Annotated in this window: 9 protein-coding genes and 1 tRNA gene; 6 read left to right on the top strand and 4 right to left on the bottom strand. The window is 37.3% G+C overall.

The features are described from left to right. Positions 1–130 precede the first annotated feature (130 nt). Positions 131–2,392, bottom strand: a complete 2,262-nt coding sequence (locus tag BM102_RS04035) for a hypothetical protein (RefSeq protein WP_090479151.1) — start codon at positions 2,390–2,392, stop codon at positions 131–133. Positions 2,393–2,526: 134 nt separating this feature from the next. Then, a complete protein-coding gene (locus tag BM102_RS04030) occupies positions 2,527–3,240 on the bottom strand; it encodes a LytR/AlgR family response regulator transcription factor (RefSeq protein WP_033153299.1) in 714 nt (237 codons plus the stop codon). Positions 3,241–3,497: 257 nt separating this feature from the next. Here BM102_RS04030 and BM102_RS04025 point away from each other — a divergent pair, with 257 nt between their 5' ends. Both BM102_RS04025 and BM102_RS04020 read left to right on the top strand, forming a co-directional pair. Beyond that, entirely contained in the window at positions 3,498–5,963 is a 2,466-nt protein-coding gene (locus BM102_RS04025; protein WP_177194897.1) for a hybrid sensor histidine kinase/response regulator, read from the top strand. Positions 5,964–5,985: 22 nt separating this feature from the next. Next, positions 5,986–6,069: transfer RNA gene (locus BM102_RS04020), tRNA-Leu, on the top strand. Positions 6,070–6,109: 40 nt separating this feature from the next. Here BM102_RS04020 and BM102_RS04015 read toward each other — a convergent pair. Continuing rightward, complete coding sequence (locus BM102_RS04015) at positions 6,110–7,501, bottom strand: tyrosine-type recombinase/integrase (RefSeq protein WP_090479145.1); 1,392 nt, start codon at positions 7,499–7,501, stop codon at positions 6,110–6,112. 166 nt (positions 7,502–7,667) lie between these two features. After that, on the bottom strand, positions 7,668–8,258 hold the full coding sequence (locus BM102_RS04010) for a hypothetical protein (protein ID WP_090479143.1): 591 nt from the start codon (positions 8,256–8,258) through the stop codon (positions 7,668–7,670). Positions 8,259–8,720: 462 nt separating this feature from the next. On the opposite strand from BM102_RS04010, the gene BM102_RS04005 reads away from it, so the two are divergent. The 4 genes from BM102_RS04005 to BM102_RS03990 all read left to right on the top strand — a co-directional run bounded on the left by BM102_RS04005 (position 8,721) and on the right by BM102_RS03990 (position 12,354). Next, positions 8,721–9,437: a LytR/AlgR family response regulator transcription factor gene (locus BM102_RS04005; protein ID WP_090479140.1), complete on the top strand. Its 717-nt coding sequence runs from the start codon at positions 8,721–8,723 to the stop codon at positions 9,435–9,437. Next, positions 9,437–10,825 (top strand): sensor histidine kinase, encoded by a 1,389-nt coding sequence (locus tag BM102_RS14415; RefSeq protein WP_090479138.1) that lies wholly within the window; start codon positions 9,437–9,439, stop codon positions 10,823–10,825. The genes BM102_RS04005 and BM102_RS14415 overlap by 1 nt, the downstream gene beginning before the upstream one ends. Before the next feature lie 187 nt (positions 10,826–11,012). Continuing rightward, a complete protein-coding gene (locus BM102_RS03995; RefSeq protein ID WP_090479135.1) occupies positions 11,013–11,756 on the top strand; it encodes a FlxA-like family protein in 744 nt (247 codons plus the stop codon). Between the two features lie 22 nt (positions 11,757–11,778). Then, positions 11,779–12,354, top strand: coding sequence for a hypothetical protein (locus tag BM102_RS03990; RefSeq protein ID WP_090479133.1), 576 nt, complete (start codon positions 11,779–11,781; stop codon positions 12,352–12,354). Positions 12,355–12,372 lie beyond the last annotated feature (18 nt).

Below are 12,372 nucleotides of genomic sequence, written 5' to 3'. Positions count from 1 at the left end.
GTGAACATCTGTTATAAAATATAACACCGAAAATCGTTACGTACAATAACATTGGCAAAATGTGACATTTTTTGGCAAGATATTTGCCCATAAAAAAACTAGCCAGCATTCGCTGACTAGTTGATAACAATTACTGATTCAATTTATCGATGAGCTTTATAGCTGCTCGGCGCTTTGCTTCAAGGACTCCAACGCCAACTCCTGCAGTTGAAACACCTGCAAGTCCGACGAACCATTTGCCTCTTTCCATAAGGCCTGCCAGGGTGATTCCTGTAGGCGACTGTTCCTCTTCGATTGTGACTGTCTCCTCTGGTGCAGGTTCTTCAGGTTGATCCTGCGGAATCTCTGCCTCGCCGCCGCCATATCCACCGGCATTGCCGCTTGGGGAAGTGATGATATGAATCTCTTCTTCTACCTCTTCTTCCTCTTCTTCAATCTCTTCTTCCTCTAGCTCTTCCTCTTCGATTTCCTCTGCGTACTGGATAACCTCTTCGGAATCTATTTGCGCTATTTCTATAGAAGAAACTGTATTGAATCTGGCGTCGTATGTTGACTGTGCATTTGCTAAAGCTTCCTTTGCATCTGCCAGATTTGATTTTGCTATGTCGTAATCGGCTTGAGCTTTTTCAAGCTCACCCTGAAGCCTTGCAAGCTCCATTCCTGTATTAATATCGCTAGCTGCATCTAAATCTGCAATCTGCTGCTTCAAGCTAGATACTGTCTGCTTGGCTGATTCAAAATCCTCCTTTGCTGAGCTGACAGCCTCTGAAAGAGCTTTGTAAGCATTATATTTTTCAGTGATCTCTGATATATATGAAGCGTAATCCTTGGATGCGCTTGTAAATACCTGATTATTATTTACTTCGTAACTATAAACCTCAGCAGTTGTTTTATGCTCTGTTATGTTTAATAGCTTGCTTTTGTCGAAAGCAACACCTGTAGCTTTGTTTTGCTTCTTTGCATCATCAACTATTGCATTTTTAAGGTCGCCCTCTGATGTGTATTTTGAGTTCTTAACAGTGGATGAAACGCTGGTGCCTTGGTAATACTTGAAATAACCATCTTTTCTATAGTATTCTTCAGGTGTGCTTGTAACAACCATGCCATAATAAGCATAAAGCTTTACCAAGTTTTCATACGAATATATCCAATGTTCGTCCTTGTAAAGTCTAACTACACCTTCATGCACCCTACCATCATAGCTAGGAATATAAAATCCTGTGGCAGTCCAGTAAGAATACTCAATCACGCCATCCTTGAGCTGCTCAGCCTCTTCCTTTGTAAGAGAGACTGTGTTGCCGTTGATGTCCTGGTATTCGTAAACCATGTCTCTATCGTAAATACGAACCTCACCGGATTTGTAATCTACCGTATATCCGTAATTAGCACTTACGTTACGTACAACATTGCCATCGGCATCCACAATATCATATGAAATACCAATAACATTTCCTTTGTAAGGTGTGACTGTAAAGTTTGAAACAGACTGTCCATCAGCAAGCTCTGTGTTTGGTGCGTAATAGTGCTTTACCACAGTGGCGATGTATGATGTAACATCTGATTTATCTGCGTCTGCTGCAATAAGTGCATCGGCGCCAGCTGCTGCAAGGTCCTGGCCTGCTGCCTCAAGCTGTGCTTCTAATGAAGCAAGCTTGTCCTGGGCGTCTGTAAGTGAAGCCTCTGCATCTGATAAATCTGATGTAGCCTGTGATTTTTTATTGTTATATTCTTCAGCTGCAGCTTCATATTCTGCTTTAGCTGTTTCGTATTCTGAAAGCTTGTTGTTGTAAGTTTCTTCTGCTGATGCAAACTGCTTTTCTGCTTCCTCAACAGTGGCGGTAGCATCTGCGATAATAGCTGCGGCACTTTCCTGATTAGTCCCCTCATCTGCCACTGCAACCACTGCTGCATTTGCAACTTCGCTAGCTTGGCCTGTGACCTGCGCTGCGCCTGAAGCAGTATCATTTGCTGAAGCAAGGCTTTCATCGGCTGCTGAAATGCTTGAATCCATGGAATCCTTTGCATCTGCCACACCTGAAACTGCTGTAGCTGCATCAGCAACCTGAGTGTTTGCATCGGTGATGTCCTGTGTGATTGCCTGTGAGGAGGATTCGGCACTTTCTTCTACCACTCCTGCGCTCACCGCATCAGAAACCTCTGTAGAAACATCTGCATCTGCAAGTGTCTCTGCAACCGATTCAGTTGCGCTAGCGCTGCTTTCTACTGCAGCTTCCTCTGGCGAAACAACCTGCTGCTCTTTAGTATCTGAAGGCACAACAACAGAGCCTTCAGAATTCTCCGAAGCCTCTGCCTGTATCGGAAATACGATACTACTAGCTATTGTAATTGTAGATAATCCAGCTGCTAAAGCCTTTGCTGAACCTCTCCTCATAACTTTCTGTGCCCTTTCAATTTAAAAAAGTCCAAATTTCCTGCTTATAGCGTAACATAAAAAAAGTTAGACGCAACGCCCTTGGCAAGATTGATTAAAATCTGGCAAAAGTATTACGGCTAACTTAAAATATTTTATCTATTACTAAATTGATAATCCTTTATCTGTTGAGAAATTTCCGATACTTTACGAGCTGAAATCGGGAATATGCTCTTATCATCCATGTAAATATCGCCACCCTCAAGGTGATGAATAAAGTCCATATTAATAATTATGCCGCGATTTACCATGATGAATCTTTTGTCTGCACCAGCCAAATCCAAAAATTCGCCTGATGTAAGTCTGACTCTGCTGGTTGTGCCATCATCTTTGTTGATTTCCAGGTAATGGCCATCTGTTGTTACTGAGATAATATCCTTTAAATATACCTTTTCATCTATCGGTCCAGCTGATAGTTTGATAAAGGCTGCATCCATAGGTGTATGCTCGATTATCTCTGTCAGAACCTGATCTATTCGTTCTATTGTAAATGGTTTTGTGACGTAGTCAAATGCATGTAACGAAAATGCATCTGGATAATGACCTTCCGACGCTGTCATGAATATAAGGAAGGTTCTCTCCGTCATCTCTCTAAGCTTTTTTGCTGCTTCTATGCCATCCATGTCCGGCATGAAGATGTCCATGAATACGATGTCGAATCTTCTTTCTGATAAAACAGAGATAAAATCTGGTCCGCTGGAGAATTCCTCAACCTCTAAAGGTATCTCCTTACTTGCAGAAAGTTTTTCTACCATCATTTTCAATTGCATCCTAAATATACTTTCGTCATCTATTACTGCAACTCTCATATTTGCCCCCTATATCTTTGTATAAGAAAATGATACCACAATTTTCTCAAGTTGATAATGAAAATCAGAAAATTATTTTATATAATGAATTTATGGAACTTTTAATTAACAATATTACATACATTAACATATTAATTTTGCTGGCTGGAGCCACATCGCTGCACCTTGGTGCAAGTTTTTTAAAAAGGGAGAAACACACTAAAGGATTTTTCAAATATTCGGTGTTCATGCTAGCCTTAGGAAATGGTCTATGCTGTATGGGATACTCTATCATGTCCCTCAGCCCAGACCTTAGATTTGCATACTATTTTAGAGTGCTCGGGCTTATCGGAATCGATATTTATCTTATGGCTGAAATCCTTCTTGTAACCAGCTGTTTAAATTTCAGCCGATTCGCAGAATATTTCATTATAGGATTATCAGGTCTTGCTTCGTTGTTTGATATAGTGATTTTCGGAAGCAAGGAGTCTGATACTTTCGTACGCTACGCAAACTATACTGCGTATGTGCGTCTTGATCCATATCGCCATCTTTTCCATTATACGTTCTTAACTATAATGGGTATTTCTATGTTCATAATCGCCTGCGTTTGGGCAGTCAGTGTGCGTTTCAAAAGAGAGAAACGTCTCGTATTTTTCGCATATGTTTCTAACTTGATTCTGGCTGCATCATGCATTCCAGATTTCCGTATATACGATAGTGATTTTAATCTCACTCACGTATTTTACACTGTTGGTATGTTCTTCGCCTTTGTTGTTTTCTTTGTTGCATCCAACAACTACATGATGTTCAACATCACTGTTAATAGTATCAGTAAAGACATCTTTTCTACATTAGGAACAGGTCTGCTGGTGTTTGATACAAACTATCACCTCAATTTATCCAATGAATATGCTGACAAGCTTTTGGGTCTCGACCATGAGCCACATCGTATTCGTTTAAAAGAGATTTTTGAGTTAAATTCAGGCGAACCACTAAAGATGTTTGAAAAAGCCACCACAGGAGATGTAATTGACTATCGATTGACGTCAAAGTTGACAAACAAGGTTATCCTCGTCAATTTCTCCTGCAAATTCGATAGAAGCAACCAGCCAATGTGCTATATCCTTGTTGCTACTGATCTTACTGAAGAAAACCGACTTATCGATGAAGCTCAGGCAGCTAATAAAGCAAAGTCCGAATTCATCAGCAATATTTCCCACGAAATCCGTACTCCTATTAATATTATTTCCGGTATGGATGAGCTGATTCGCCGCGAATGCAAGGATGAAACCATTTTAAAGTATGCAGAAAATATCAACGTTGCTTCGAAAAACCTTACTTCTTTAATTAATGACGTACTTGATTTCTCAAAGATTGAATCCGGCAAGCTTGAGGTTGTCGCCGGCGAATACAACATTCAGCATCTTTTAATAGAGTGTTATCACATGTTTACAAGCCTTTCTTCCCAGAAGAATCAGATGCTTTCATTTACCTGTGACCCAAATCTTCCAACTGGGCTGATAGGTGATGATATCCGAATTAAGCAGATTCTATCTAATCTTCTATCTAATGCTGTAAAATACACTCCTGAGGGCGGAAACATACAATTTAGCGCCACTTACAAAGAAAGAAATGCTAACTTCCTTGCACTCGTTATTCAGGTCAAGGACAACGGTATCGGTATAAAAGAGGAAGACTTACCTCATATTTTTGAGAACTTTCAAAGATTTGAACTTTCTAGAAACAGAACCATCCAGGGTACTGGTCTGGGATTAACTATCACCCAAAACCTTGTATCCTTATTGCATGGTGTTATCAACGTAGAAAGTACTTACCAGCATGGCTCTACATTCACCGTTGAAATACCTCAGCAAATAAGCAACCCTGAGCCAATCGGTGAGTTAACTGATTTGGATATGCGTAAAAAGCTTACTTATACAAATAGCTTTATTGCGCCAAAAGCTCGAATACTTGCAGTAGACGATGTGCAAATGAACCTGGATGTATTTGTTGGTCTATTAAAGAAAACACAGATACAGATTGATACAGCTTTAAATGGCCATGACGCTCTCGCCCTAGCACATAAACGTAAATACGATATCATCTTCCTTGATCACATGATGCCAGAGATGGACGGTATCGAAGTGCTTAAGCGCATTCGCGCAAATGGTGCCAGTGCAAACCTTGAAACACCTGTTGTTATGCTTACCGCTAATGCAATGATGGGTGCTGATAAGAAATATCTGGAAAACGGATTTACGGATTATCTTTCAAAACCTATTAAGCCAGATGCTTTGGATGAAATGGTATTGAAGCATTTACCAGAAGATTTGATTCAAGCTGCTGAGGAGCCTGAAGCTGATTCTAATCAGGAGCCAGAAGAAAGTGAATTCATCAAATCACTTAGCTTTATAGATGCCAAAGCTGGCCTGGAATTTGCTGCAGGAGATGAAGACTTTTATCGACAGATTGTCACTACATTTGTTAACGAGGACAAACGTGAAGCATTGAACAGCCTCCTTCAGAAAGAGGACTGGGCTAATTATCAAATCATTGCTCACTCCCTAAAGGGCACTGCTCTTACCATCGGTGCCGAGGAACTTTCCAGTGCCGCAAAGAACCTTGAATTCGCAGCAAAAGAAAACAAAATTGACTATATAAAAAGCCATCACGACGACGTCATCGACCAGTATGGAAAGTTGCTAGAAAAACTAAAAAACGCATTGCAATTATCAATCTAATTTAGTATACTAGTCTGCGGACGCCGGCTTGTCGGAATTGGCAGACGAGGCAGACTCAAAATCTGTTGATGGCAACATCGTGCGGGTTCAAGTCCCGCAGCCGGCATAATATTTTTTAATGATTAGAGCTTGAGAATGTTGAATTCTCAAGCTTTTTTCTTTTTGGTTGATTCGAAGTCAATTATATTTTGGGGCAACTTAGGGGCAACCTTGCCATTTAGCCTATCTATTATTTCTTGATCAACCCCAATTCTTGCGTATGAATAATGCTTTATATTGGTTTCAACACTGTGGCCGAGCAATCTTGCTCTATCTGTTACAGGAATGCCGTTTGGAATAAAAACATTAGAATTAAGACTCATTCTGAATGCGTGATTATTCGTGACTGGTAAGTTTATACTTTTCATGAACTCACGAAGCCAAGCATGATATGAGCCAATTTTTATCCAATCGCCATTGAGTTTGCAAAACACGTAATCAGAAATAATATTTTTCTCAAGCTGATTTTTTTTCAAATCATCTAAAATAGCTGCAATATCATCTGTGATTGGAAATTGTCTTCCACCACGTGAAATACCCTTTTCATCCTTTGTCCAATCTACATAGAAATTTGCTGTATTTCCCTTACCTCGACCTGTTAACTGCTGTGCATGGATATGAATATAATTATCGTCAATATCAGTCCATTTCAAAGCACATAGCTCACCCGCACGCATACCTGTCGCAATAGCCATACGAACCATATAACCATAATAAAAATAGCCCTGATAGCGTGGAAGATTATTTCGTCTATTGATTTCTGAATAAATAGTTTCAATATCATGCAGCGAAAGAATTTTCTCACTGCTCTGTGGCTTTGAATTATCACACTGCATCAAGAACTTCTTGTTATTGATAGATTTAACAGGATTGTTTTGAATGTAATTGTTCTCTTCTGCATAGTCGAAGATTAGATTCAACACCCCTTTATAGCTTAAGAATGCTTTTTTCTTAGGATGAAGTCGTGCAGTCATTAATTTGCTGTATGACTGTAATGAATCGTTATCAACCTTTCTGATATCTTTTTCCCTAAATTCTTCAGAGATAAAACGGTTATACGAATCCTTATAACGTTGAATTGTAAGTGGACTGCATATATCGATATCCTCTTTGTGCTTAAGAGCCAAAGTGAATATATGGTCGATAGTATATGACATTAAATGGCAATCATAGTATTCTAATATCTTATCTAATAATGCCTCTTCGGTTCGAGCATGAATTCTGATGTCGCCAGAAATCTTTGTTATCCATAAGTCTCTGACTGCGTCATATCTAATGCTTTTAGGCAGTCCATTTTTCTTCACATGAACCTGTGAAACAAGCGTACGCTTTAATTTAATCTCCTTTTTATTGATCATGTCTAATTCTTTTAGCATGTCGGCAAGACTAATAATATCACACTTGTATTCGTCCTCCAAAGTCTTTTTGCGGCCAATTTGAATGTCTAATAATTTGGTTATTTCGTTTGCAAATAATAATATTTCCTTAGTTGTTTTCACTTATAATTCCTTTCTCTAAATCTTATTTAAATACATTTTTCCTTTTCTTTGCTTGTTTATTGGTTATCCAGAGAAGCTGAGCCGTCAAGGATGACACATGTCACTTGCGAAGTCCTTGATGGCGAAGATTCTCTGGATATAATTTCAAGCAGCAAAGAATAAGTATTTATACTGAAAATAGGTCATAGTCTTTTAGAAGATAGTTGCTGAGCTTACGCAATTCGTTAAGCCTTGTTTTTCTAATACTTCTTCTATTATTTTTTAAATACTCTGTTAGTTTTATAAGAAATCTATTTGATTTTTCTAGTTCTGAAATAAAATTCTCAATAACATCTTTCTCTAATGCGTTAATACTTTTTAGATTGTGTAAATACATATAGATTGATGTATAAATAGGTTCAACAACTGAATATACAAAGTCATAATCATCATCTTCGATTTTTATAGAAAGAACATTTTCTCCTTGAAGTGCCCTACGAGAAACAAATCTAGATAAAGGCTCATTCATAGCCATGTGTCTAAGTGCCATCATCTCATTATCGGTAAAGTAAGCTTTAACGCATTGACTCTTTGAACCTATCGCATAATTCACCTCAGCGCTTGGTATAAATATCACAGGCTTACTCTGTTTAGGCTTTTGGGAGCATATTAAGCTTTTTACATATGCAGTAGGCTTCATATTGTGTTGAGCCGCTAAAGCACAAACTATTGCTTTTTCTTCTGGATTTAGTGATACACATAAATTGTAATTTTTCATTTTTTACCTCTTTCTTAAATATATTATTTTTTTGTGCGCAGCCTTTGAGATTCTTTAATCTCAAGGGTTTGGGCATGCCCAATATTCTTATGGAAATTTATTTCCATGAAAAATGGGACATTTTTCTATGCTTGCAAAAAACAAACGGAATCTTTTTTCCCACCTCTACGTCTATAAAAGGGACCAAAATTCGAGAAATGGTCTACTTGTTAATGTTTTTATTTAAATACAATTTCGAAAGTTTCCATTATTCATAGTTAATGGAGCGTTAATGGGAATAATGGAAAAAAAGGATGCAGCTTTAGGAAAAAATATTTTCCAATAATTTGGATTATCGTTACGTTAATTACTATTATTGGAAATTTGAACTGTTCACAACAAAAAAAATGCGTTTCACACAATAGGCAAGGTATATATATCGTAAAATCAGTTATAATATTCGTATATACGGTGGGGGTGGAAATGAAAATTGCAATATGTGATGATGAAAAATATATAAGAGATTTCATAGCAAAAAGCATTTCTGATGAGATTACAGATGCCATCGTTAAATGCTATGAATCTGCTGAGGATTTATTGGAAGCAGAATATAATCCTGACATTCTGTTTCTAGATATACAGATGCCTGGAATTGATGGCATGGAGCTCGCTAAGCAAGTCCGCGCTAATGGAAGTGATGCAGTGATTATCTTTGTTACTGCTTTGGAGGAATATGTTTTTAATGCCTTCGATGTGAGAGCTTTTAATTATCTTGTTAAACCCATTGATGAAAATAAGTTAAAAGAGGTGTTGCATGCAGCCGTTGAAGAAATAATACATAGACAAACTAGAGTATCGCCAGTAGTGCCTGATAATAAGTCATTTATAATCAAAGCCAATGGATTGAGCCGAAGTGTTTCTATATCAGGAATTGCATTTGCTGAGGTATTTAACCGTAGAATTGTGCTTCACATGAGGGATAATGATGAGATTGAATACTATGGACGAATGACAGATTTAGAGAATACTGTTGGAAATGATTTTTTTAGGGTTCATAGGGCATATCTGATTAATCTTTCAGCAATTCAATCTTATAATTCCAAAATTGTAAAAGTGGCTGGCGAAGAAATACCTGTTGCCCGAGGCAAGTATCAAGATTTGGTAAGAGCTTATTTATCATTTAATACAAGAGGATTGTGATGATGGTGTCTGATGCATTCTTTAATTATTTTATGAATACTGTAATCGAGATATATTGCATAATTACTTCTGTGTTATTTATATATTGGCTCAGGCCGTTTGTAAAAAATATGAAGTCCGTTTATTATGCAGTAGTTTTTGAATGGATTACAGACTGTATACTAAGGCATGTTGATGTCCAAAATGGAATAAAACTGACAATCTCGATTTTTTCATTGTTTTTTGTTGGCGTGATTCTTTTCTATTTAGATGAAAAAAGAAATCTTATGCAGAAAATATTTCTATGTGTTAGCTTTTTTATCATTAGATGGTTAAGCTTGGAAATATTCACCGAGCTTGGTTTTTATGAAAGGGATTTTGTTTTTAACTTTAAATTATTCAGAGAAAGCATCCCTGCAATAGTAGCTGAATATGTTGTATCAACGATTGTCGAGTATGGATTAGCTTTATTGCTACTCTTCTTCTCTATCAAGCTGCTTCTAAAAACATATAAAAATAAGCAAGAAGACCTATCTTGGAAGGAACTGATTATGTTATTAATTCCATGTATAAGCATCTTCCTTGCTACACGAATTATTTATTCGTACTATATGCTATGGTTTGATGGCATTGAAAACGGAAGCATCAAGGCTAATATTCCAGGCAATATGTATCGCATACTGTTTTGCATAATGGCTTATTTAACGCTTTGTGTTACACTTTACTTTTATCAGAGCATAAAGGCTAACAAGGAAATAGAATATGCTAATCGTGTGTTGGCTAAACAGATCGAAGATAGCAAAAAGTATGTAGGTCAAATTGAGACTGTATATCAACAGATGAGAGCCTTACGTCATGATACAGGCAATCATATGGCTGTAATGAAAGGTCTTTTGGAGACAGAAAAGTATCAGGAACTAAGGGATTACCTTGGTAATTGGGAAGAGACATATAAGAATATAGTTCCATCAGTTAAAACTGGAAATGCCGTAACTGATATTGCAATATCAGAGTTTGTAGATAGGTTTGCTGATAATGGCATAACGCTAAAGACATCCTTAAAATATCCAAGTAATGTAGCTGTTAATCCATTTGAAATGTGTGTGGTTCTTACAAATGCCATACAAAACGCCTACGAAGCCTCACTTAGAGTTAATGAGCCATATGTTGAAATAACATCAGTTGAACGAGAAAATGTATACATTATTAGCATTAAGAATAAGTCTGATAAAAAGGCTCAGATTGATGAAGAAGGTGTTCCTATTTCAATAAAGAATGATGATGGTCATGGATTTGGTGTACGTAACATAAGGGAAATCGCTAGAAAATACAATGGTGATATTGAAATTAAGCAATTCAGTGAAAATAATGGGTTATGGTTTGTGCTCAACATAATGTTTGTTGGATAAGAATACAGAATGGCGCCTGCTGCAGAAATGTAGCAGGCTTTTTTAGTGCTATTCACATCATATTAGATGCAGTCCACATCAAATGGGTTTAGATTGAAAAATTCATAGTCGATAGCGATTATAGAAAGCTACTACTATCTTTTTTATAAGAAAAGGATTTCGAATTTATACCAAGGAGGGTTAACGTATGGGGTCAGTTTATATGAATAGTATAAGTGAATTACATAAATCCAGAACAACATTTCAGATAAACCAGAATCAACAGATGGATTCATATAGTAAAAGCCTTCAAGAGCAGATAAATAATGCCAATGAACAGCTTCAATCTATTGGCGAAGATAAAGAGATGTCCATAGATGAAAAAATGAAAAAACGTCAAGAAATTCAAAAGCAAATAACTGATTTGCAAAATCAATTACGCCAACATCAAATTGAGCAGAAGAAAGAAAACAGACAGAGCAAAGGTTCGTCTATGGAGGATATGCTTGGAGGCAAACAAACAGCTAAATCATCTAAAGCAGCAAAAGGAATTTCTACAGCTAGTATGAAAGCTCTTATATCAGCAGATAGTGCTATAAATCAAGTTGAAGCAGGGGGCGCTGTTAAGGCCAATCTGAAAGGTGAAGCAGATATCCTGGAAACAGAAATCAAACTAGATTCTGCCAGAGGCAAAGATGTAGAAAAGAAACAGGAACAACTTGCTGATATTGAATCTAGAAATAGGGATATAGAATCAGCTCAGCTGGAAGTAATAAATCGAGCAGATAAAGAATTGGATAAAGCTGCGGAAAGCAATGATGATGCAATTGCAAACGAATCAACTAATTTTACTAAAGAACAGCGTAATGCTACTGCCGACAACTTAATTCCTGAAGGAGTTGAAATCAATCCAGATAATCCAATTGGTAACAATGTTGATGAAATACTTTGAATTTCTGTAGGGGGATTTGCCTATGAATATAAAGTTACAGGGCATAGATTTATTAGGTAATCTTGGATTAAAAAGTACGCAAGATAGATTAAATAGACAAGCAGAGAGGGACAATAAAATAGCATTCTTTGAGCAGCAAAAAGAAAATCTGAAAAATATGAAAGCGGACACAATTGATGAAATCGCCAAAAAGCTTGCTATGTTTCATGGATATGAGGATCAGATTGCGGCAGCAAAAATGGAATACAACAATGCTCAAATGTTTCATGTATTTGATGAGGCTCAGGAACTCGCAGAAAAGATTGCTGAAGCGGCTGAAAAGAATGACCCTAAGACGCCTGAAGAGCGTCGTGAAGATATGATTGAAGAAGCAACTGGCGTTGAGAATGACGGAATGCTTGACGAATTAATGGATAATCTTACAGATGCAGTTGAAGAAGTTAATGAGGAAATGGTTGAAGACTTACAGCAATCATCAGAAGAGATACTATCCGAGGATGAGTTGAATCAGATGATGCTGACTGAAGAAGAGTTAGAAAAACTTGAACAGGAAAAGAGGATTCCTGTGAATTATATACCATTTGATTATCGTATTTAAAAGGATTGGGTTATAGAC

Source organism: Pseudobutyrivibrio sp. JW11, assembly GCF_900115355.1.
GTDB classification, from domain to species: domain Bacteria; phylum Bacillota; class Clostridia; order Lachnospirales; family Lachnospiraceae; genus Pseudobutyrivibrio; species Pseudobutyrivibrio ruminis.
This window is presented reverse-complemented; position numbering and strand designations above follow the sequence as displayed.

Bases quoted from the DNA above. Each gene is read 5' to 3' on its own strand.
- BM102_RS14415 (WP_090479138.1), top strand. From the start codon at position 9,437: ATGATGGTGTCTGATGCATTCTTTAATTATTTTATGAATACTGTAATC.
- BM102_RS04030 (WP_033153299.1), bottom strand. From the start codon at position 3,240: ATGAGAGTTGCAGTAATAGATGACGAAAGTATATTTAGGATGCAATTG.
- BM102_RS03990 (WP_090479133.1), top strand. From the start codon at position 11,779: ATGAATATAAAGTTACAGGGCATAGATTTATTAGGTAATCTTGGATTA.
- BM102_RS03995 (WP_090479135.1), top strand. From the start codon at position 11,013: ATGGGGTCAGTTTATATGAATAGTATAAGTGAATTACATAAATCCAGA.
- BM102_RS04010 (WP_090479143.1), bottom strand. From the start codon at position 8,258: ATGAAAAATTACAATTTATGTGTATCACTAAATCCAGAAGAAAAAGCA.
- BM102_RS04035 (WP_090479151.1), bottom strand. From the start codon at position 2,392: ATGAGGAGAGGTTCAGCAAAGGCTTTAGCAGCTGGATTATCTACAATT.
- BM102_RS04005 (WP_090479140.1), top strand. From the start codon at position 8,721: ATGAAAATTGCAATATGTGATGATGAAAAATATATAAGAGATTTCATA.
- BM102_RS04025 (WP_177194897.1), top strand. From the start codon at position 3,498: ATGGGATACTCTATCATGTCCCTCAGCCCAGACCTTAGATTTGCATAC.